Source organism: Pseudomonas sp. DSV-1 (assembly GCF_035830915.1).
Classification (GTDB): Bacteria; Pseudomonadota; Gammaproteobacteria; order Pseudomonadales; family Pseudomonadaceae; genus Aquipseudomonas.
In genome coordinates this window covers 5,100,584-5,121,230 of the sequence record NZ_JAYMYG010000001.1, presented here as the reverse complement: position 1 = coordinate 5,121,230, position 20,647 = coordinate 5,100,584, and the positions used below count along the sequence as shown (strand labels likewise).

Genomic DNA, 20,647 nt, shown 5'->3' with positions numbered 1-20,647 from the left:
CCGCAAGGCTCCCGCTTGCTAACCTGATAGGTGTTACATGGCAGGCGCAAAAGAGATTCGCAGTAAGATTGCGAGCATCAAAAGCACGCAAAAGATTACCAGCGCCATGGAAAAAGTGGCGGTCAGCAAAATGCGCAAGGCACAAATGCGCATGGCTGCTAGCCGTCCTTATGCGGAGCGTATTCGCCAGGTTATTGGGCATTTGGCTAACGCCAACCCGGAATACCGCCACCCATTCATGATCGACCGCGAAGTTAAGCGTGTGGGTTATGTGGTTGTGAGCAGTGACCGTGGTTTGTGCGGTGGTTTGAATACCAACCTGTTCAAGGCTTTGGTCAAGGACATGGCGGTAAACCGTGAAAACGGCGTCGAGATTGATCTGTGCGTGGTCGGCAGCAAAGGTGCGGCATTTTTCCGTAACTTCGGCGGTAACGTCGTCGCTGCTATCAGCCATCTGGGTGAAGAACCGTCGATCAATGACTTGATCGGCAGCGTTAAGGTGATGCTGGATGCTTACCTGGAAGGCCGTATTGACCGCCTGTCCGTGGTATCCAACAAGTTCGTCAACACCATGACGCAACAGCCTACTGTGGAGCAGTTGATTCCACTGGTGGCGACCCCGGATCAAAAACTCAAGCACCACTGGGACTATCTCTACGAACCGGATGCCAAAGAGCTGCTAGACGGCTTGATGGTGCGTTACGTGGAGTCGCAGGTGTACCAGGCGGTGGTCGAGAACAGTGCAGCTGAACAAGCTGCGCGGATGATCGCAATGAAGAACGCCACTGATAACGCCGGTGACTTGATCAGCGATTTGCAGCTGATCTACAACAAGGCGCGTCAGGCTGCGATCACCCAAGAGATCTCGGAAATCGTCGGCGGCGCTGCCGCGGTTTAACGGTTCAAATATTCAGAGGATCCAGCTATGAGTAGCGGACGTATCGTTCAAATCATCGGCGCCGTGATCGACGTGGAATTTCCACGCGAAAACGTACCGAGCATCTACAACGCGCTGAAAGTACAAAGCGCGGCCGGAACCACTCTGGAAGTTCAGCAACAGCTGGGCGACGGCGTGGTTCGTACCATTGCGATGGGTTCCACCGAGGGCTTGAAGCGCGGTCTGGAAGTCACCGACTCTGGCGCAGCCATTTCCGTTCCAGTCGGTAAAGCGACTCTGGGCCGGATCATGGACGTTCTGGGCAACCCGATCGACGAAGCTGGCCCGATTGACACCGAAGAGCGTTGGGGCATTCACCGCCCAGCACCGTCCTTCGCTGAGCAAGCTGGCGGCAACGACCTTCTGGAAACAGGCATCAAGGTTATCGACCTGATCTGCCCGTTTGCTAAAGGCGGTAAGGTTGGTCTGTTCGGTGGTGCCGGTGTAGGCAAAACCGTAAACATGATGGAACTGATCCGTAACATCGCCATGGAACACAGCGGTTACTCTGTGTTTGCTGGTGTGGGCGAGCGTACCCGTGAGGGTAACGACTTCTACCACGAGATGAAGGATTCCAGCGTACTGGACAAAGTGGCACTGGTTTACGGTCAGATGAACGAGCCGCCGGGTAACCGTCTGCGCGTGGCACTGACTGGCCTGACCATGGCCGAGAAGTTCCGTGACGAAGGTAACGACGTACTGTTGTTCGTTGACAACATCTACCGTTACACCTTGGCCGGTACTGAAGTATCCGCACTGCTGGGCCGTATGCCTTCGGCAGTAGGTTACCAGCCGACTCTGGCTGAAGAGATGGGTACTCTGCAAGAGCGCATCACTTCGACCAAGAACGGTTCGATCACTTCGATCCAAGCGGTATACGTACCTGCGGATGACTTGACTGACCCGTCGCCTGCGACCACGTTTGCCCACTTGGACGCTACCGTCGTTCTGTCCCGTGACATCGCTTCCCTGGGTATCTACCCAGCAGTAGATCCACTGGATTCGACTTCGCGCCAGCTGGATCCGAACGTTATCGGCCAGGAACACTACGACACCGCTCGCGGCGTTCAGTACGTGTTGCAGCGTTACAAAGAACTGAAGGACATCATTGCGATCCTGGGTATGGACGAGCTGTCGGAAACCGACAAGCAGTTGGTATCCCGCGCTCGTAAGATCCAGCGTTTCTTGTCTCAGCCGTTCTTCGTGGCAGAGGTCTTCACTGGCGCTTCGGGTAAATACGTTTCCCTGAAAGACACCATTGCTGGCTTCAAAGGCATCCTCAACGGTGACTACGACCACCTGCCAGAACAAGCGTTCTACATGGTCGGCGGCATCGAAGAAGCGATCGAGAAAGCCAAGAAACTGTAATTCCGGCGCCCGGCAACGGGCGCTAATCAGGTTGAGGCAATCAGATGGCTAATATGATGACAGTCCATTGCGATATCGTCAGTGCGGAAGGAGAAATCTTTTCCGGTCAGGTCGAGATGGTGATTGCGCACGGCAGCCTGGGTGATCTTGGTATCGCTCTGGGTCATGCTCCGCTGATCACTGAACTCAAGCCAGGTCCGATCCGCCTGATCAAATTGGGTGGTGAAGCCGAGGTGTTTTACATCTCCGGTGGTTACCTCGAGGTTCAGCCGAACATGGTCAAGGTTCTTGCCGACACCGTGCAACGTGCTGCCGACCTGGATGAAGCCTCCGCTCAGGAAGCCGTCAAGGCTGCCGAGAAGGCCCTGAACGAAAGAGGCGCAGAATTCGATTACGGATCTGCTGCTGCACGACTGGCCGAGGCTGCAGCTCAGCTGCGCACCGTTCAGCAAATCCGCAAAAAGTTTGGCGGCTAAGCCTCCTGCTTCATTGTGTGATTGATTAAAAAGGGTAGCCTCGGCTACCCTTTTTCTTTTTCCGCGAAATACTTTTTGGTCGCAACCGCTGACCACCCAGGATTGGTAGCCAGTCATGTCTCTCGATATCGTTATTCTCGCTGCAGGTCAGGGCACCCGCATGCGTTCATCCGTGCCAAAGGTTCTGCATCCCGTGGCAGGTAACTCCATGCTCGGCCATGTTATCCACAGCGCTCGCCAGCTCATGCCGACCGGCATCCACGTCGTTATCGGGCACGGTGCCGAACTGGTCCGCGAGCGTTTGGCAGCTGATGATCTGAACTTTGTGCTGCAAGACAAGCAATTGGGGACTGGCCATGCCGTGGCCCAGGCATTGCCATTTTTGACAGCTCAAAATGTGCTGATCCTTTATGGGGATGTGCCGCTGATCGAAGTTGAGACCTTGCAGCGTTTGCTCAAGCAAGTCGGCCCTGAGCAATTGGGTCTGCTGACTGTGAACCTGGCCGACCCGACCGGTTATGGCCGGATCGTGCGTGACGCCAACGGCAACGTCAGTGCCATCGTTGAGCATAAGGATGCGACCGAAGCCGAACGTGCCATCAGTGAAGGAAACACCGGGATTTTGGCGTTGCCGACCCAGCACCTGGGTGACTGGATGAGCCGCCTTTCGAACAATAACGTCCAGGGCGAGTATTACCTGACCGACGTGATTGCGATGGCAGTGAATGATGGTCTGGTCGTGGCTACCGAACATGCACACGACCCGATGGAAGTGCAGGGCGCCAATGATCGCAAGCAACTCAGTGAGCTGGAGCGTCATTACCAGCTACGCGAAGCCCGACGCTTGATGGCATTGGGTGTGACCTTGCGTGACCCGGCCCGTTTCGATGTGCGCGGTGAAGTGACGGTGGGTCGTGACGTGCTGATCGATATCAACGTGATTCTGGAAGGCCGTGTGGTCATCGAAGATGACGTGGTGATTGGCCCCAATTGCGTGATCAAAGACAGCACCTTGCGCAAAGGCGTGGTAGTTAAAGCCAACAGCCATATCGACGGCGCCGTGATGGGTGAAAACAGCGATGCCGGCCCATTCGCTCGTTTGCGCCCGGGTAGCGTGCTGGATGCCCGTGCCCATGTGGGTAACTTTGTCGAATTGAAAAATGCCCACCTGGGTGAAGATGCCAAGTGCGGCCATCTGACTTACCTGGGGGATGCCGAGGTCGGGCCACGCACCAACATTGGCGCGGGCACGATTACCTGTAACTACGATGGCGCCAACAAGTGGAAAACCGTGTTGGGGGCCGATGTGTTTATCGGTTCGAACAACTCTCTGGTAGCGCCTGTGGATATCTCCAACGGTGCAACCACCGCAGCGGGCTCAACCATCAGCCAGGATGTTGCCCCTGAGCAACTGGCAGTCGGTCGTGCGCGCCAGCGAAATATTGACGGCTGGAAGCGTCCGGTTAAGCAGCCAAAGGCTTGATGTCAACTTATCCACAGATCGGCTTGGCGATCTGTGGTTATCAACAAGTCATCCTATAACTGTTTAAAATCAATAAGTTACCTAAAGCTTTATCTACATCCTGTGGATAAGGCTTTATTTTTATCCGCTTTGAATAACGATAGGTCCCATTAATACAGGGCGACATTGAGTTATTCACAGAAAAAACCTGCAACATTTTCTTGACGGGGATTTCGAGATAAGGTTTCATTGCTTTCGTTATCTTTCGAAACGAAACTTAAGCCGTTATGTCCAAACGCAATACACCACAACGCAGACACAACATCCTGGCCATGCTTGCAGAGCAAGGCGAAGTCAGTGTGGATGAGCTGGCCAAGCGCTTCGAAACCTCCGAGGTTACGATCCGCAAGGATTTGGCTGCACTCGAAAGTAACGGTCTGCTTTTACGTCGTTACGGTGGTGCTATCACCATGCCGCAAGAACTGGTCAGTGATGTTCCCCAACCGGTTTCACTTTATAAGCAAGCCATTGCCCGCGCGGCGGTTGGCCTGATTAAAGAGCATGCGCGCATCATCATCGACAGCGGCAGCACCACGGCTGCGATGATTCCACAATTGGGCCTGCAGCCGGGCCTGGTGGTGATGACCAACTCCCTGCACGTCGCCAATGCACTCAGTGAACTTGAACACGAGCCTGTGTTGCTGATGACCGGGGGCACCTGGGATCCGCACTCTGAATCCTTTCAGGGGCAGGTTGCCGAACAGGTGTTGCGATCCTACGACTTCGATCAACTATTCATCGGTGCTGACGGCATAGACCTGCAGCGCGGCACGACAACTTTTAACGAGTTGTTGGGTCTGAGCCGGGTCATGGCTGACGTCGCGCGAGAAGTGATCGTAATGGTCGAGTCGGACAAGATTGGTCGCAAGATACCCAACCTGGAACTGCCCTGGAGCAGCGTCCACACCCTTATTACCGATGATCGCCTGCCGCTGGAGGCACGCGAACAGATTCAGGCCCGGGGCATAACACTGTTATGCGCGGCCCTAAGCTAGGAGAATTTTATGTGCGGAATTGTAGGCGCAGTCGCTGAACGCAACATCACGGCCATTTTGCTTGAAGGCCTGAAACGACTTGAATACCGTGGCTACGACAGTGCAGGTGTTGCTGTTTTCACCAACAACGGCACCCTGGAACGCATGCGCCGCAACGGTAAAGTTGCTGAGCTTGAGCAAGCGCTGGCCGGTGAACCACTGGCAGGGCGACTGGGCATCGCTCACACCCGTTGGGCAACTCACGGCGCGCCTTGCGAGCGTAACGCTCACCCGCATTTCTCCGGTTCCGATCTGGCTGTGGTTCATAACGGTATCATCGAAAACCATGAAGCCTTGCGCGAGCAACTTAAAGGCCTGGGTTACGTTTTTACTTCGGACACTGATACTGAAGTCATTGCCCACCTGCTTGAGCACAAACTCAAAGACCACAACGACCTGACTGCTGCCCTCAAAGCCACTGTTAAAGAGTTGCACGGTGCGTACGGTCTGGCCGTGATCAGCGCCAAACAACCGGATCGTCTGGTTGCTGCCCGCAGCGGTAGCCCGCTGGTGATCGGCCTGGGTCTGGGTGAAAACTTCCTGGCTTCCGACCAATTGGCATTGCGCCAGGTAACTGACCGCTTCATGTACCTGGAAGAAGGCGATATCGCTGAAATTCATCGTGACAGCGTTCAGATCTGGGATATAGATGGCCACAGCGTTCAGCGTGAAACCGTGCAGTACAGCGATGGCGCTGAAGCGGCTGACAAGGGTGAATACCGCCACTACATGCTCAAGGAAATCCACGAGCAGCCAGCAGTGGTGCAGCGCACCCTGGAAAACCGCTTGGGTCAGGACCATGTGCTGGTACAAGCCTTCGGTCCACAGGCCAAGGAATTGTTCGCCAAAGTACGCAATGTTCAGATCGTAGCCTGTGGCACCAGCTACCACGCCGGGATGGTGGCTCGTTACTGGCTTGAAAGCCTGGCCGGTATTCCTTGCCAAGTCGAAGTGGCGAGCGAATTCCGTTATCGCAAAGTCGTGGTGCAGCCAGATACCTTGTTTGTTTCGATCTCTCAGTCGGGCGAAACCGCAGACACCCTGGCCGCTCTGCGTAATGCAAAAGAACTGGGCTTCCTTGGCAGCCTGGCGATTTGCAACGTAGGTATCAGCTCGCTGGTGCGTGAGTCTGATCTGACGCTGCTGACCCAAGCAGGTCGTGAAATTGGCGTGGCTTCCACGAAAGCCTTTACCACCCAGCTTGTAGGCCTGTTGCTGTTGACGCTGTCACTAGGTCAAGTGCGCGGCACCCTGGAAGCGGGCGTTGAAGCTCAGCTGGTTGAAGAATTGCGTCGTTTGCCGGCACGTTTGGGCGAAGCCCTGGCGATGGACTCGGTTGTCGAAAAAGTGGCTGAATTGTTCGCCGACAAACACCACACCCTGTTCCTGGGTCGTGGCGCTCAGTTCCCGGTGGCAATGGAAGGTGCACTCAAGCTCAAGGAAATTTCGTACATCCACGCTGAAGCGTATCCAGCGGGCGAGTTGAAGCACGGCCCTCTGGCGCTTGTGGATAACGACATGCCGGTAGTGACTGTTGCACCGAACAATGAATTGTTGGAAAAACTGAAATCCAACCTTCAAGAAGTTCGTGCCCGTGGTGGTGAGCTGATCGTGTTTGCAGATGAACAGGCAGGCATGACCAATGGCGAAGGCACCCATGTGATCAACATGCCGCATATCCATGATGTGCTGGCACCGATCCTCTACACCATCCCGCTGCAATTGCTGTCGTACTACGTGGCCGTGCTTAAAGGCACTGACGTCGACCAGCCACGTAACCTGGCTAAATCCGTGACTGTGGAATAAGTGGCAGTGCGATAACAGGCAGTGTTTTAGAAAACTAAAACTGTCGCAGGAGCCGGCCAGGTCTGTCCTACCGCCTCCTGCTTTCGTATCTGGCTCCGCTCTTACCCTTGACCATCCAACGGGCCGTTCAGGCACGGAATGCGAGGCCCCGTCCGGGATCCTCGCGCTGATAGACGCACACTGAGCCAACGGCTCAATTACAGGTGGAAGTGACCTGCAGCCTCCGGCTGGTAAAGCACTTTCCTGATCTCAATCCGGCGGGTCCGATCAGAAATTCGCCAGTCGATAGTATCCCCCTCCTGATAGCCCAGAATGGCGGCGCCGATGTCGGAATACACGGAATGCTTTCCTGCGTTGCTGTCCGCATCTTCAGGGTAGACCAAGGCCACTTCGATCTCTTCGTCGTCCAGTTGCAGCAAGGCCCTGGAGTTCATCGTGACGACATTGCACGCCACCTGTTGCGGCTTGACGACAATGGCACGCTCAAGCTCATGTTCGAGTTCAACAACGACCGGGCCTTGCTCGAGCGCGATCAGACTCTCGAGCCTGGCCTTGTCGATTTCGGTGATGTAGATCCTGGTGGAGTCGCCAACGGCACCTTCTCGCAAGAGCTTGAGATAGCGCCCCGCCGTCATGGAAAATGACTTCAATGTCGGCGATTCGCTCTCAAGCACAAAGCCGCTGCGTAGAAAGGCTTTCAGCGAGCGCGCGTTGTCCGGGTGGATCTTGGCGATGAGCTTCTTGGCCCGCATGTCGAGGAAGGCCAGTTTCATGCCTTCGCGGATCGTGCGGGCACCAAGGTTTCGGCCCCATTTGTCGCTGTCTCCGATGACCAGAACGATCTCGCAATTTGAGCCGGTTTTGATTAGACGGACAAAACCCACTGGGGCGTCATGCCTATCAAAGGCCATGAAGAACCGGCCACCCTGGTTGAATAGATGGGTCAGGATCGGCAATTGAGTCCGATCAATGGCTTGCTCAATGGAGCGGGAGACATGACGTGAATCGCTCAGATAGCAGGTAACGCGTTCATCCTCCAACCAATCCATCAACGTCAGCGCGTGTGCACGAGTAATTTCAGGGCACAGCGAAATGAAAGGCTTGTTCATCTTGACCACACTTATTTGTAAAGAATGGAAGCCCTTCATGGCAGGGTCATGACGGTTCTTCGGCAACCGGCTATTTTAAGACATAACGCGACTAATGCCGAATAGCCTGGAATTTTCGAGGAAACCACCGTTTTTTCCCCTTTATCCGACCGTACGTGGATGTCGTGTCATTAGCAGCTGCAACAGTTTTAATGCTCTAAATTCTGTAGCAACAACTCGACCCGCGCTGCGGGTCGAGTTGTTTTCGGGCTGTGGATAAGAGGGATATGAGCTATACAGATCAGTCACTTCTATCGCAAGGTGGTGTGCGGCCTTGAACTGAAAAGGAATATTCGATGTTTAAACAATTTTTTAAACCTGCCCGTACCGGCGCAGTTTTTTTACTGTCTTGCCTGGCTGCCTCTATTGCCTGTGCCACTGAAAAAACCACTTACCCGGATGCTGCCGCCAGCGACCCGGCGAAAATGGGCTGGATGGTCGGCGCGCCGCCACCGCCTGATCGCATTGTGCGGTTTGCCGATGGCAGTTATTTCCAGTTTCCGGCCATGCGCTGGAGTGTTTCCAACTTTCGCCAATTGATGCCCACCACCAATGTTTCACGTGGTCTGGGCGCACCGGTACCGCTGGCTCAAGCCTTGCGCACGGATATCGACGGGTTGACCTTTGTGCCACTGGGCAGCGAGCAACCGATGACCTGGGAGCAATCTCTGGCGGCGAACTACACCGACGGCATTGTTGTATTGCATCGCGGAAAAATAATTTATGAGCGCTACTTTGGCGTCCTGAACCCCGAAGGTCAGCACGGCGCAATGTCGATGACCAAATCGGTGGTTGGCACCATGGGTGCCATGCTGGTGGCTGACGGCACGCTGGATGCCAATAAAAAAATTGCAGAGTATGTGCCGGAGCTGGCCAAGTCGGCTTTTGGCAACGCCACCTTGCGTCAGGTGCTGGACATGACCACGGGGCTCAAATACAGCGAGGATTATGCCGACCCCAATGCTGAAGTCTGGAAGCATGCCCAGGCCGGTAACCCGCTGCCAAAACCCAAGGGCTACACCGGCCCGCAAACCTATATGGAATATTTGCAGACAGTTGAGCCAGAAGGTGAGCACGGCCAGGCATTCGCCTATAAAACAGTTAACACCGATGTACTGGGCTGGGTGATTGCACGGGTGACAGGGCGCAACGTTGCACAGTTACTCTCCGAAAAAATCTGGCAACGCATTGGCGCAGAACAGGCTGCTTATTTTACCGTCGACTCAATCGGCACTCCGTTCGCAGGCGGTGGCTTGAATACCGGGCTGCGGGACATGGCCCGATTTGGCGAGATGATCCGTAATAACGGACAGTACCTTGGGCAGCAAATCGTGCCCAAAACGGTTATCGATGATATTCGTGGTGGTGGCGACAAAGCGGCTTTTGCCAAGGCCGGTTATGACCTTCTCAAAGGCAGCAGCTATCGTGACATGTGGTGGGTAACGCATAACGCCGATGGTGCCTTTATGGCTCGCGGTGTTTATGGGCAGCGCACCTACATCGACCCGAAAGCCGAGATGGTGATTGTGCGCTATGCCTCCAACCCGATTGCCAGCAACTCGGCGAATGATCCGGTGACCATTCCGGCGTTCGAGGCCCTGGCCAAGCAACTGATCGCTCACCCGGAGTGATTACACCCTAAAGCGGCACTAGCGGGTTGCGCACGATCTGTGTGCACCTCTGGTCCACGAAACTGACAGTGTTCGTTATTCGTCTAACCTATAGTTTTGAGATCTGAACTGAAGGAGGAACACAGATGCTCGCGCAACTTCCGCCGGCCTTACAGAAACTTCAACTTCCATTACGGCTAAGGCTGTGGGACGGGCATGAGTTCAATTTTGGCCCGAGCCCCAGCGTCACGATTGTGGTCAAGGACCCGACCCTGGTGGCTCAGTTTACTCATCCCAGTCTGGACCTTTTGGGCAGCGCTTTTGTTGAGGGTCGACTTGAACTTGAAGGCTCGATCAGCGAAGCCATTCGTGTGTGCGATGAGTTGAGTCAGGCATTGCTGGACGATGATGAAGACACCACGCCACCTCGCGTGCATCACGACAAGGCCACAGATGCCGAGTCCATTTCCTATCACTATGACCTGTCCAACGACTTCTATCAGTTGTGGCTCGACCGCGACATGGCCTACTCCTGTGGATATTTTGAAACCGGAGAAGAGAGCCTGGATGAGGCACAGCAAGCCAAGTTTCGTTTGCTGTGTCGCAAGCTGCGACTCAAACCCGGTGAATATTTATTGGATGTTGGTTGTGGCTGGGGTGGGCTGGCGCGTTTTGCCGCGAAGGAATACGGGGTCAAGGTGTTCGGGATCACCCTGAGCAAAGAGCAACTCACACTTGCTCGCGAGCGGGTCAACGCCGAAGGCCTGCAAGACAAGGTTGATCTGCAACTGCTGGACTATCGTGACCTGCCTCAAGATGGGCGGTTCGATAAAATCGTCAGCGTCGGGATGTTCGAGCACGTGGGGCACGCCAACCTGCGTGAGTATTGCGAGATCCTGTCCAGGGCTGTGCGTGAGGGCGGGTTGGTGATGAATCACGGGATTACCTCCAAGCACACCGATGGTCGTCAGGTAGGCCGGGGGGCGGGTGATTTTATCGATCGTTATGTATTCCCCAACGGGGAGTTGCCGCATCTGTCGATGATGACTGCCGAAATCAGCGAAGCAGGACTGGAAGTGGTAGATGTCGAAAGTTTGCGTCTGCATTACGCGCGCACGCTGGAGCATTGGAGCCAGCGACTGGAGCACAGCCTTGAGGCTGCCGCCAGGCAGGTGCCGGAACAGGCCCTGCGAATTTGGCGGCTGTATCTGGCGGGGTGTGCTTACGCCTTTGCTCATGGATGGATCAACATTGATCAAATTTTAGCGACCAAGCCCCATGCGGATGGTTCGTTGGAGCTGCCACCAACCCGTGCGGACATTTATCGCTGAGTGTGGTTTTCCCAGGTGATGGGCATCGGGTCTTGTACCGGGTTGTTGTCCAGAACGTAGCGACCATCCTGGAGGCCAATATTTTGATCTACCTGTGCCAAAGCTTTCTGCTCGAAAGTCAGTGACCCTTTTTTGAATACAAGATCGTGGCGGGCAACGTTGCCGCCCCAGTCAGGAGAAGGAAGGGAGATGTAGCTGATACGGTATTGGTCGTCAGTGAAGTCCCCTTCAACCACATACACGCCGTAGTGGTTTTCGCCCGGGGAAATAATTTTGTAGAGACCGTTGTCGTAGTAATAAAGCACGGCTTCTTCAAAAGGTTTTTCGCTGTACATCTTCTTGTAGTGCAGTCGGTGGATATACGTAGGTTGACCGATTTGCACATTGATAAATGGTGGCGCGGGTGCCGGAGCAGGTGTTTTGGCTTGAGCTGAAGCTAATGTACTGATACTGAAGAGCAAACCCAGGAGCGAGAATTTCATTGTTTTTATTCCTTATGCTGAACGGCCCGGGTTATCCGGGCCGCTCAGTTTATGCAATCTTGTATGACTCTTTTGACTGCACCGCGTAATTCAGACCCTTCCTACAGCCTATAAAACAGGTGAAACCAGCCGGGCCACCCGCATGCCCAACTGCTGTAAACGGTGGGTTGCCTTGATATCCGTTTCGGTGATTTCACGGGCCAGGGCGAAGTCATCGAGCAGCATATGTTCAACCTGTCTGGCGAACGCTTCGTCGACGGTAAGCAACATCACTTCAAAGTTGAGACGGAACGATCGGTTGTCCATATTGGCGCTGCCAATGGCGCTGATTTCGTCGTCGACCAATACCACTTTTTGATGCAAAAACCCCGGTTGATAACGGAAGATCCGCACGCCTGCGCGTACTGCTTCAAAGGCATACAGGCTGGACGCGGCATACACAATCTTGTGGTCCGGGCGGGACGGTATCAGGATTCGAACATCCACACCGCGCAGTACGGCCAGCCTTAAAGCGGAGAACACTGCCTCATCGGGAACAAAGTAGGGGGTCGTAATCCACACCCTGCGGTTGGCGGCATGGATGGCTTCAACAAAAAACAGCGAGCAGGTTTCATACGGGTCTGCTGGACCGCTGGCCAGAAACTGGCAGAGCACGCCGCCGTCCGGATAACTCTGGGGCAGGAGCAGGGGGGGCAGTTTGCGTGTGGCCCAGAACCAGTCTTCAGCAAAGGACTCCTGCAGGCAGGCCACCACAGGGCCGGTGACTTCGACGTGGGTATCGCGCCACGGAGACAGCGGCGGTTTGGCGCCCAGGTATTCATCCCCAACGTTGTGCCCCCCAACAAAGCCCCGCACGCCGTCTACCACTACCACTTTTCGGTGGTTACGAAAGTTCACCTGGAAGCGACTGATCCATCCGCCATGTGTGGCAAACGCATAAGTTTGAACACCGCCTGCGCGCAAGGTCTCGGCGTAAATACTGGGCAGTGCATGGCTGCCGATGCTGTCATAGAGCAGATGCACTGCGACCCCTTGTGCGGCTTTTTCCAGGAGCAATGCATGCAGCTTCATGCCGAGGTCATCGTCGTGAACGATAAAAAACTGGACCAGCACGACTTCTTTTGCTGCACGGATGGCGTCGAAAATAGCGTCGAAAGTAGCGGTGCCATTGATCAGCAATCGTACGGTGTTGTTTGCCAGGCAAGGCATGCGCCCTAACCGGGGCATCGCTCGCAGTGATGCATAGGCATTTGAGTTGCGTGCTGCGAGGGCTTCTTCTACCCATGGCCGCCAGCTCAGGTGAGTAATGGCTTCTCGCATCTCCTGATTGGCATCGCGCCGGGCCCGAATGTAATCGTCAAATGTGCTGCGGCCAAAGATCAGGTACGGGATCAGTGTGATGTAAGGAATGAAGAATAATGACATGGCCCAGGCGATCGAGCCTTGCGCCGTCCTGACGGTTAAAACCGCATGTACGGCAGCAATCAAGCCTAAGCTGTGGATTAATAGAATCAGATAACCAAATATGTGCGGGCCTAGATAATCCATGCGTATCCTTGCTCCTCAATGTTCAATGTCAATTACTGACAGACCACGTTCTGTAGTGAATGTCCCCATTTGGGTGCGTTGCAACACTCGCCCTTTTTTGACGTCTAACGCTGACAATAGCGTAGGAGTTACTTGATGAATGTTCGTCTGCTTGGGTTGTTCATGGCCTGTGGTTTGTCGATCCCGGTGGCTCAGGCCCAAATGCTGCAGCCGGGGCTTTGGGAACTGAGCTCCAGCAATATGCAGGTAGACGGCCAACAATTACCTGAACTGCAGGTAATGTTAGGCCAATTGCAAAATATGCTGACCCCGGAACAAAAAGCCCAATTGGAAAGCCAAGGGCTGACCATGGCAGGCAAAGGTGTTCGGGTCTGCCTCACCCCTGATCAAGTGAAAACAGATGACATCCCGCTGACTGATCCCAAGTCGGGATGTAACCAGCAGATCACTGAGCGTAGTGGAAATAAGTGGAAGTTTCGCTTTAGTTGTCCAAAAGCTCAGGGCGCAGGTGTGGCAACTTTTGCCAGTGATCGTGAATTCACCACCCAGGTTAATGGCACCTTTAACGCGACCGGGATTCAGCAGAAGGGCAGCATGGACACCCGTGCTGTCTGGTTGGGGCAAAACTGTGGAACAGTCAAACCCCGCACTTGATTAGAACTCGTTTTGTAGCGCCTTGTAGCCGCGTACCAGATCGACATTGGTGCGCGCTACATCCTCTGAAAACTCCGATGCGCTGACACTGACCGGGGCAAACTGGCTCAGGTCAGTGTTTGGCCCGATACGCGTTGTGGAGGGTACGTAGAATTTATCCGGCAGGTCGCGGCCATCGACGACCGAGTTATGCCGCACCACACACCCGTCCCCGAGTTCGCAATTGAACAGCACACTGTTGAATCCGATAAACACTCGATCACCAATACGGCAGGGTCCGTGAACGATGGACCGGTGCGCAATCGAGGTGTTTTCACCAATAGTGACTGCAGCCCCGGACTTCGAGTGAATCACCACACCGTCCTGGATATTGGAATTGGCTCCGATAGTAATCGGGAGCATGCCACCCTCACTGTCTATTTCATCGGCGCGTATCACGGCATATGGCCCGACAAATACATTCTCGCCAATCACTACCTTGCCGCAAATAATCGCGGTTCTATCAACGTAGGCTGACTCGGCGATCTTCGGCAGATCACCGGACGGATTTTTACGGATCATAGTGGTCTCCAGTTCCAGCAGCTTTGGGCTACCGCGTCATGGCTGTGCAAACTTTCAGCGTGTACCACTTTGAGGTTGAAGCCTTTCACTCCCGGTACAACCTTTAATGCGACATTCAGTCGGCGTACCGCATCCTCACAGAACATCAGGTTTTGACCGTTGGCTAATGCGAAGGCTTGCTCATCTGCTCGCTTGACTGCGGTTTGTACGGCGGTACCCAATGCTCCCTCTGCTTCATCGATAAGCAGGTTGATCGGAAACTGCTGCACCTCAGTGCTGAGGCGAGTCTGCAAGTAGGCGGTGCTTCGTTGGCTATGGGGCGTTGCAACAATGCCCTGAGAACTACCAAGCCAGGTTAAAACTTCGGCGTGCTGCAGTGGCTTGTTCGCGAAGTCATTGACGAATTGTTGCTGGATTAACTGACGGGCCAAGGCAGCTGAGCATGGGCAAGTCGATGAGTAATCCACCTCGATTTTTAGTTCCACGTGGAACATTCCGTTTTTCAGAGACGCATCGATACTCACCGGATAGCTCTTCCAGCCACTCAGTGGGCTTACTAAAGCGGGACGTTTTAGCAGCACGTGGGTGTGAATTCGTAGGTAGGCACAGATCGATAAATCGTCATGACTGTCTAGAAATTGCTGCAAAACTTTTTTAAAAACGAGAGGGTTCAGGTCCTGCGACTCGAGCACTTCTAGCGCTAGATAAAGTCGTGACATATGAATCCCGCGGGCTTCACCGTCATCCAGACTTACACCTGCATCAGCTGTTGCTGCGAGCCGCTGGCCGTCAATCAAGACTGGCAGCGCAATACCGCACATTCCAACCCATTCAAGTGGGATAGCTTGTCGAGCGTTTTGTGACGCTATGTCGGGAAGGGTTAGGGCATTCATAAAAGGCTTCCATCGAGGGAGTTGGCGTTTTGTTACTTAATAACAATTCTAATGCTTTGTATTGTTATAATGTATCATTATCGGCGATCAAAAATGATCGAGCCAACAAGCGGGCGCTTTGACCTGCCTATCCTGATGAGGAGCTCCCATGCCTAAACGTCTGCCGGTGACAGTGCTGTCCGGATTTCTCGGAGCGGGAAAAAGCACTCTGCTCAATTACATTTTGCGTAACCGCGACAACTTGCGTGTAGCGGTGATCGTTAACGACATGAGCGAAATAAATATTGATGGCGGTGCAGTTCAGCGTGACGTGACCTTGAATCGTGCTGAAGAAAAACTGGTCGAAATGAGCAATGGCTGCATCTGCTGCACCCTGCGTGAAGATTTGCTGGAGGAGGTCAGTGCATTGGCGAAGGACGGTCGATTTGATTATTTATTAATCGAATCAACGGGTATTTCAGAACCTCTTCCCGTGGCAGAAACCTTCACTTTTCGCGATGACGCAGGGCAGAGCCTGGCAGATAGTGCCCGTCTGGATACTATGGTCACGGTGGTGGATGGCCTTAATTTCTTGCAGGATTATCAAGCGGCAGAGAGCCTGGATTCGCGAGGAGAAATCCTTGATGAATCAGACGAACGGTCAATAACCGATTTGTTGATTGAGCAAGTCGAGTTCGCGGACGTCATCTTGATCAGCAAAATTGACCTCATCAGCAGTGCCGACCGACAAGAATTAATGGCCATTTTGCAGCGTCTGAATACACATGCAGAAATAATCCCCATGGTCATGGGGGAAGTCCCGCTAAATAAAATTCTCGATACCGGGCGTTTTGATTTTGAGCGTGCGGCCCAAGCACCTGGCTGGTTGCAAGAGCTGCGCGGTGAGCATGTACCTGAAACCGAAGAATACGGCATCGCCTCCAGCGCCTATCGCGCTCGCCGTCCGTTTCATCCCGAACGTTTTTTTAATTTCATCGAGCGTCCCTGGACCAACGGCAAATTGCTGCGTTCCAAAGGCTTTTTCTGGCTGGCCAGTAAATATCAGGAGGCGGGCAGTTGGTCCCAGGCAGGCGGCTTGATGCGCTATGGGTTTGCCGGGCGCTGGTGGCGTTTTGTGCCGAGCGACCAATGGCCACAAGATCCGGAAACCAGGGCGGAAATTCTTCAAAAATGGCAGCCAGACACCGCAGATTGCCGTCAGGAATTGGTGTTTATAGGTCAGCACATCGACTTTTCACTTCTCGCCCATGAGCTTGATGCCTGTTTGCTCAGCGATGCCGAAATGGAATTGGGTGAAGCAAGCTGGAAACGACTGAACGATCCCTTTGGTGATTGGTATGAAGAGGTAGCCGCATGAAGAATGCATTTACCTTTATCGCTCAGCCGTTGATCGATCAGGTTCGTGGGCAAACGCCTGAAATCATGACGCGGATTCTGGATGAAGACGTCAACTTGGCTATCTGGCAGCGTCAGTTACCTGTGCATATCGTCGATTTCGGGGCTTTATTACTCGCGTTAGACGAGCCATTGGCTGACGCCATCGTGATAGATATGCCCAACGAAAAGGCTCAGCCCAATTTGGCTGGCTTGGCCGCCAGGTTTAATGATCTGGAGGGCTATGCAGGCTTCATTGCCGACGTTTCCTGGCTGGTGAGCGCCTATGTGTGCCTGTTGGGCGCAAAACGCGTTGGGCTGCGTCTCAGGGCGCTGGATAAGGCCATGTGCCCACGGTTTCATGTGGACCACGTACCTGTGCGACTCATTACCACTTATGCGGGAGTGGGTAGCCAATGGCTGGAAGAAGGGGTGATGGAGCGTTCTCAGTTGGGCCAGCCGCAGGCCGAGCCAACCCGTGGCTCGTTGATTCAGCAGGTGAATGCCGGTGAGGTGGCCTTGCTCAAGGGAGAAAAGTGGCAAGGCAATGAGGGGGCGGGCTTGATCCATCGTTCTCCGGCTCTGGAGCCGGGCGAGCGTCGATTGATTTTGACCCTCGATTGGCAGGCCTGAGGCATATTGCTGCTTTGATCAACATAGAAGCTGGCGATCATGCTGCAAAACATACCCACCCACGTGATTGCCGGGCCACTTGGCGCCGGCAAAACCAGTCTGATTCAGCACCTGATGACGCACAAGCCCGCCCATGAGCGCTGGGCAGTATTGGTGAATGAATTCGGTCAAATAGGTCTGGATGCGGCTCTGATGAGTCAGGGGAACGATGCAATTGCGATTGCCGAAGTGGCTGGCGGTTGTGTGTGCTGCGTCAATGGCGCTCCTTTCCAGATTGGTTTGAGCCGTCTTTTACGCAAGGCCCGCCCCGACCGATTATTGATTGAGCCCTCAGGCTTGGGCCATCCCGCACAGATTTTAAAGCAGCTGAGTGAGGCACCCTGGCGTGGTGTTCTGGCCCTGCAGCCGTGCGTCGTGGTGCTTGATGCGCAAGCCTTGGCCCAGGGCAAACCCTTGCCTGAAGCCCAGCAAGAAGCCTTGAAAAGTGCCGGTTTAGTGGTCATGAATAAATCTAATAGTGTCCCGAATGAGCAACGTGAGCAGATTGCATACAGCCTGCCAAAGTGCCCGATTGTATGGGTCGAATATGGCCGGATCCCTTTAAATACGCTGCCTGCAGCCGACATGAATATCTCTCATGCTGTGGATAACTCGTTGATTTGTAAGGAATTTAATCAAATAGGCAGCGTGTTTTCAGACCCATGTACACCTATTGTGATGACTCAGCTTCAGCCTCAGGCCTGGAGTGTGGGTTGGCGTTGGCATGCCTCAAGGCAATTTGACTTGGGGTTGCTGCGCCAGTGGCTGGAAAGCCTCAATTGGCGCCGTGCGAAGGTGGTTATTCATGGCCCGGAAGGCTGGTTTTCAAGTAATTCTGTGGATAACTCAGTCGCAGCGTGGGTGCCGAGTGAGTGGCGTACGGATTCACGCCTCGAATTAATCTTTGATCAGCCGCAAGACCTGGATGTGCTTCGCTCGGGGCTGGAAAACTGCCTGCACGAGGACGTTTTTTAGGGGGGGGCGGGCATGGGGCGCGAGCAAGAAAACAGGGCGTTTTACTTGATTCTGTGCTGGTAAAATTGTCCTACAATATTAAGTGTGCCCATTGATTTACACCGGCCAAAAACCAAGAGAAGTGTCTATCTCAATGGTTTTAGCCTGTTATGCGGGGAAGTTATCCACAGGTACGTTGCAGAAAGGTGCGAGAAGGGCTCAGTGGCGGGTCTTGCTGTGTTCCTGGCGCCATTGGCTGAGTTCAATCACTTGAGCGCTGGGAATTTCGCTGGGCTCAGGCTCGGTCTGGAAGGGATAGGGCGGCAGTTCGATTTTTGCGCTATGGGCACCGAACTGGGTGATGGTCCCGGTATGGCGTTGATCTCCCGTAACCGTGAACTCGAAGTTATACACACGGGCCAGGCGTTTGTTGCCATTGGCATCGGGGATCAGGCCGATTTTTTTGAGTGCCACGTTTTCATCCAGCAACTCGATATCGAGATTTTTGCAGTGCTGTTTGACGCGTTCCAGCGCCCGCTCGCGCAAACCGTGGTTGTGCCACAGCCAGGCTGCGCCAGTGGCCAGCAGCATCAGCACAAACATATTTCCTAGGGTCAGCATTACATGTGCTCCAACAGATTGTGCTCAGCTTAACTGCGTCTTCAACCTGTCGTACAGGCCGCGTTTCGTCGCATACTGCGTGGCTTGAATCCACCCGTAGTCTGGAATCCGGCATGAAACGTACACCTCATTTACTCGCCATCCAATCCCACGTGGTTTTCGGCCATGCCGGCAACAGCGCAGCCGTTTTTCCTATGCAGCGCGTGGGGGTGAATGTCTGGCCTCTGAACACGGTGCAGTTCTCCAACCACACTCAGTATGGTCAGTGGACAGGCGAAGTGTTGGCTCCCGAGCAAATTCCTTCGCTTGTTGACGGAATTGCCGCCATCGGTGAGCTGGGCAACTGTGATGCGGTCTTGTCCGGTTACCTGGGCAGTGCGGCTCAGGGGCGGGCAATCTTGAGTGGCGTGGCGCGTATCAAGGCCGTAAACCCCCATGCGTTGTATCTGTGCGACCCGGTAATGGGTCACCCGGAGAAAGGCTGCATCGTCCCCCAGGAAGTGAGTGATTTCCTGCTCGAAGAAGCGGCCGCGATGGCCGACTTTTTGTGTCCCAATCAGCTGGAGCTGGACAGTTTTTGCGGTCGCCATCCGCAATCGTTGTTCGACTGCCTGGCGATGGCCCGCAGCTTGCTGGCCCGCGGCCCGAAAGCGGTGCTGGTCAAGCATTTGTCTTATCCAGGCAAGCCGGCAGAAAGTTTCGAGATGCTGCTGGTAACAGCAGAAGGGAACTGGCACTTGCGCCGTCCACTGTTGGCTTTCCCGCGTCAGCCTGTGGGTGTGGGCGATCTGACTTCAGGCCTGTTTTTAGCGCGGGTATTGCTGGGCGACAGCCTGGTGGCCGCTTTTGAGTTCACCGCTGCGGCGGTGCACGAGGTGCTGCTGGAAACCCAGGCCTGCACCAGCTACGAATTGCAGTTGATCCGGGCCCAGGACCGCATTGCTCATCCGCGTGTGCGGTTTGAAGCCGTGCCGATCAGTTTGTAAGCAAACTTGAAAACCTTGTGGGAGCAAGCTTGCTCCCACAGGTCATTTACACCGTCTCGTCTTTCAGCTCGCGATAACGCTGCTCCAGTTCCTGACGGATCTGGCGACGTTGCTTGCCCTGAATAAAACGACGCTTGTCTTCACTGTTCAACGGCTGCAGCGGCGGAACAGCGGCCGGTTTACGGTCGTCGTCCACGGCGACCATCGTGAAGAAACAGCTATTGGTGTGGCGCACCGAGCGTTCACGGATATTTTCGGTGACGACCTTGATGCCGACTTCCATTGAGGTGTTGCCGGTGTAGTTGACCGATGCCAGGAAAGTCACCAGCTCACCGACATGAATCGGTTCGCGAAAAATAACCTGATCCACCGACAAGGTGACTACATAACGCCCCGCATAGCGGCTGGCGCAGGCGTAAGCGACTTCATCCAGGTACTTGAGCAGGGTTCCGCCGTGAACATTGCCAGAAAAATTGGCCATGTCCGGGGTCATCAGGACCGTCATCGACAGTTGGGCGTTTCCGGGTTCCATAGCAGCAGGCTCGTGGTTGTGTTGCAGCAGTGAAATGGGTATCTCTGTGGATACTTGTCGATTTTTGAAACAGTAATTAACGGGACGTTGCCGTTTTGACTGCCGTCACGCTTATATCCATCTGTTTCCATATATTGC

General features: G+C 54.3%; 20 protein-coding genes. 13 read left to right on the top strand and 7 right to left on the bottom strand.

Translation table 11 applies throughout. The features are described from left to right. The first annotated feature begins 37 nt into the window (after positions 1-37). From atpG to glmS, 6 genes are all read left to right on the top strand, one after another. Positions 38-898 (top strand): F0F1 ATP synthase subunit gamma, encoded by an 861-nt coding sequence (atpG, locus tag VSQ83_RS23745; protein ID WP_133074937.1) that lies wholly within the window; start codon positions 38-40, stop codon positions 896-898. 27 nt (positions 899-925) lie between these two features. Then, on the top strand, positions 926-2,305 hold the full coding sequence (gene atpD, locus VSQ83_RS23740; protein ID WP_016782877.1) for a F0F1 ATP synthase subunit beta: 1,380 nt from the start codon (positions 926-928) through the stop codon (positions 2,303-2,305). Positions 2,306-2,361: 56 nt separating this feature from the next. Beyond that, positions 2,362-2,781, top strand: coding sequence for a F0F1 ATP synthase subunit epsilon (locus VSQ83_RS23735; RefSeq protein WP_133075339.1), 420 nt, complete (start codon positions 2,362-2,364; stop codon positions 2,779-2,781). A 115-nt stretch (positions 2,782-2,896) separates the two neighbouring features. Continuing rightward, a complete protein-coding gene (glmU, locus tag VSQ83_RS23730; RefSeq protein WP_326427636.1) occupies positions 2,897-4,264 on the top strand; it encodes a bifunctional UDP-N-acetylglucosamine diphosphorylase/glucosamine-1-phosphate N-acetyltransferase GlmU in 1,368 nt (455 codons plus the stop codon). Positions 4,265-4,530: 266 nt separating this feature from the next. Beyond that, positions 4,531-5,298, top strand: coding sequence for a DeoR/GlpR family DNA-binding transcription regulator (locus VSQ83_RS23725; protein ID WP_019828670.1), 768 nt, complete (start codon positions 4,531-4,533; stop codon positions 5,296-5,298). A 9-nt stretch (positions 5,299-5,307) separates the two neighbouring features. Beyond that, on the top strand, positions 5,308-7,143 hold the full coding sequence (gene glmS, locus VSQ83_RS23720; RefSeq protein WP_219261972.1) for a glutamine--fructose-6-phosphate transaminase (isomerizing): 1,836 nt from the start codon (positions 5,308-5,310) through the stop codon (positions 7,141-7,143). A gap of 197 nt (positions 7,144-7,340) precedes the next feature. Here glmS and VSQ83_RS23715 read toward each other — a convergent pair whose 3' ends face one another. After that, on the bottom strand, positions 7,341-8,291 hold the full coding sequence (locus tag VSQ83_RS23715) for a bifunctional GNAT family N-acetyltransferase/nucleoside diphosphate kinase regulator (RefSeq protein ID WP_326427635.1): 951 nt from the start codon (positions 8,289-8,291) through the stop codon (positions 7,341-7,343). 296 nt (positions 8,292-8,587) lie between these two features. On the opposite strand from VSQ83_RS23715, the gene VSQ83_RS23710 reads away from it, so the two are divergent. Both VSQ83_RS23710 and cfaB read left to right on the top strand, forming a co-directional pair. Further along, entirely contained in the window at positions 8,588-9,922 is a 1,335-nt protein-coding gene (locus VSQ83_RS23710) for a serine hydrolase domain-containing protein (protein ID WP_326427634.1), read from the top strand. Positions 9,923-10,047: 125 nt separating this feature from the next. After that, on the top strand, positions 10,048-11,232 hold the full coding sequence (cfaB, locus tag VSQ83_RS23705; protein ID WP_133074932.1) for a C17 cyclopropane fatty acid synthase CfaB: 1,185 nt from the start codon (positions 10,048-10,050) through the stop codon (positions 11,230-11,232). Here cfaB and VSQ83_RS23700 read toward each other — a convergent pair. Continuing rightward, complete coding sequence (locus tag VSQ83_RS23700) at positions 11,223-11,714, bottom strand: hypothetical protein (protein WP_133074931.1); 492 nt, start codon at positions 11,712-11,714, stop codon at positions 11,223-11,225. The two genes, cfaB and VSQ83_RS23700, sit on opposite strands and share 10 nt — an antisense overlap. Positions 11,715-11,822: 108 nt before the next feature. After that, complete coding sequence (cls, locus tag VSQ83_RS23695; protein WP_219261970.1) at positions 11,823-13,262, bottom strand: cardiolipin synthase; 1,440 nt, start codon at positions 13,260-13,262, stop codon at positions 11,823-11,825. Between the two features lie 135 nt (positions 13,263-13,397). On the opposite strand from cls, the gene VSQ83_RS23690 reads away from it, so the two are divergent. Then, positions 13,398-13,916, top strand: coding sequence for a DUF3617 domain-containing protein (locus VSQ83_RS23690; RefSeq protein ID WP_133074929.1), 519 nt, complete (start codon positions 13,398-13,400; stop codon positions 13,914-13,916). Here VSQ83_RS23690 and VSQ83_RS23685 read toward each other — a convergent pair whose 3' ends face one another. Further along, positions 13,917-14,477 carry a gamma carbonic anhydrase family protein gene (locus tag VSQ83_RS23685; RefSeq protein WP_133074928.1) on the bottom strand — a complete coding sequence of 187 codons (561 nt, stop codon included), beginning with the start codon at positions 14,475-14,477 and terminating at the stop codon, positions 13,917-13,919. It abuts the gene before it with no gap. Then, complete coding sequence (gene folE2 / locus VSQ83_RS23680; RefSeq protein WP_133074927.1) at positions 14,474-15,370, bottom strand: GTP cyclohydrolase FolE2; 897 nt, start codon at positions 15,368-15,370, stop codon at positions 14,474-14,476. The genes VSQ83_RS23685 and folE2 overlap by 4 nt, the downstream gene beginning before the upstream one ends. A 148-nt stretch (positions 15,371-15,518) precedes the next feature. Between folE2 and zigA the strand changes: the two genes are divergently transcribed. From zigA to VSQ83_RS23665, 3 genes are read left to right on the top strand one after another with little or no spacing between them, the layout of a single operon-like run. Then, the gene (zigA, locus tag VSQ83_RS23675; protein ID WP_133074926.1) at positions 15,519-16,727 is read left to right on the top strand and encodes a zinc metallochaperone GTPase ZigA; all 1,209 of its coding nucleotides are present in this window, start codon (positions 15,519-15,521) and stop codon (positions 16,725-16,727) included. Continuing rightward, complete coding sequence (locus tag VSQ83_RS23670) at positions 16,724-17,377, top strand: DUF1826 domain-containing protein (protein WP_326427633.1); 654 nt, start codon at positions 16,724-16,726, stop codon at positions 17,375-17,377. Before zigA ends, VSQ83_RS23670 begins: the two co-directional genes overlap by 4 nt. A gap of 39 nt (positions 17,378-17,416) precedes the next feature. Beyond that, positions 17,417-18,391: a CobW family GTP-binding protein gene (locus VSQ83_RS23665; RefSeq protein ID WP_133074924.1), complete on the top strand. Its 975-nt coding sequence runs from the start codon at positions 17,417-17,419 to the stop codon at positions 18,389-18,391. Between the two features lie 198 nt (positions 18,392-18,589). Here VSQ83_RS23665 and VSQ83_RS23660 read toward each other — a convergent pair whose 3' ends face one another. Next, a complete protein-coding gene (locus VSQ83_RS23660; RefSeq protein WP_019826913.1) occupies positions 18,590-18,991 on the bottom strand; it encodes a DUF3301 domain-containing protein in 402 nt (133 codons plus the stop codon). 113 nt (positions 18,992-19,104) lie between these two features. Here VSQ83_RS23660 and pdxY point away from each other — a divergent pair, with 113 nt between their 5' ends. Beyond that, complete coding sequence (gene pdxY / locus VSQ83_RS23655; RefSeq protein WP_133074923.1) at positions 19,105-19,977, top strand: pyridoxal kinase PdxY; 873 nt, start codon at positions 19,105-19,107, stop codon at positions 19,975-19,977. A gap of 46 nt (positions 19,978-20,023) precedes the next feature. Here pdxY and VSQ83_RS23650 read toward each other — a convergent pair whose 3' ends face one another. Beyond that, positions 20,024-20,509, bottom strand: coding sequence for an acyl-CoA thioesterase (locus VSQ83_RS23650; protein WP_019826917.1), 486 nt, complete (start codon positions 20,507-20,509; stop codon positions 20,024-20,026). Positions 20,510-20,647 lie beyond the last annotated feature (138 nt).

Bases quoted from the DNA above. Each gene is read 5' to 3' on its own strand.
- atpG (WP_133074937.1), top strand. From the start codon at position 38: ATGGCAGGCGCAAAAGAGATTCGCAGTAAGATTGCGAGCATCAAAAGC.
- atpD (WP_016782877.1), top strand. From the start codon at position 926: ATGAGTAGCGGACGTATCGTTCAAATCATCGGCGCCGTGATCGACGTG.
- VSQ83_RS23735 (WP_133075339.1), top strand. From the start codon at position 2,362: ATGACAGTCCATTGCGATATCGTCAGTGCGGAAGGAGAAATCTTTTCC.
- glmU (WP_326427636.1), top strand. From the start codon at position 2,897: ATGTCTCTCGATATCGTTATTCTCGCTGCAGGTCAGGGCACCCGCATG.
- VSQ83_RS23725 (WP_019828670.1), top strand. From the start codon at position 4,531: ATGTCCAAACGCAATACACCACAACGCAGACACAACATCCTGGCCATG.
- glmS (WP_219261972.1), top strand. From the start codon at position 5,308: ATGTGCGGAATTGTAGGCGCAGTCGCTGAACGCAACATCACGGCCATT.
- VSQ83_RS23715 (WP_326427635.1), bottom strand. From the start codon at position 8,291: ATGAAGGGCTTCCATTCTTTACAAATAAGTGTGGTCAAGATGAACAAG.
- VSQ83_RS23710 (WP_326427634.1), top strand. From the start codon at position 8,588: ATGTTTAAACAATTTTTTAAACCTGCCCGTACCGGCGCAGTTTTTTTA.
- cfaB (WP_133074932.1), top strand. From the start codon at position 10,048: ATGCTCGCGCAACTTCCGCCGGCCTTACAGAAACTTCAACTTCCATTA.
- VSQ83_RS23700 (WP_133074931.1), bottom strand. From the start codon at position 11,714: ATGAAATTCTCGCTCCTGGGTTTGCTCTTCAGTATCAGTACATTAGCT.
- cls (WP_219261970.1), bottom strand. From the start codon at position 13,262: ATGGATTATCTAGGCCCGCACATATTTGGTTATCTGATTCTATTAATC.
- VSQ83_RS23690 (WP_133074929.1), top strand. From the start codon at position 13,398: ATGAATGTTCGTCTGCTTGGGTTGTTCATGGCCTGTGGTTTGTCGATC.
- VSQ83_RS23685 (WP_133074928.1), bottom strand. From the start codon at position 14,477: ATGATCCGTAAAAATCCGTCCGGTGATCTGCCGAAGATCGCCGAGTCA.
- folE2 (WP_133074927.1), bottom strand. From the start codon at position 15,370: ATGAATGCCCTAACCCTTCCCGACATAGCGTCACAAAACGCTCGACAA.
- zigA (WP_133074926.1), top strand. From the start codon at position 15,519: ATGCCTAAACGTCTGCCGGTGACAGTGCTGTCCGGATTTCTCGGAGCG.
- VSQ83_RS23670 (WP_326427633.1), top strand. From the start codon at position 16,724: ATGAAGAATGCATTTACCTTTATCGCTCAGCCGTTGATCGATCAGGTT.
- VSQ83_RS23665 (WP_133074924.1), top strand. From the start codon at position 17,417: ATGCTGCAAAACATACCCACCCACGTGATTGCCGGGCCACTTGGCGCC.
- VSQ83_RS23660 (WP_019826913.1), bottom strand. From the start codon at position 18,991: ATGCTGACCCTAGGAAATATGTTTGTGCTGATGCTGCTGGCCACTGGC.
- pdxY (WP_133074923.1), top strand. From the start codon at position 19,105: ATGAAACGTACACCTCATTTACTCGCCATCCAATCCCACGTGGTTTTC.
- VSQ83_RS23650 (WP_019826917.1), bottom strand. From the start codon at position 20,509: ATGGAACCCGGAAACGCCCAACTGTCGATGACGGTCCTGATGACCCCG.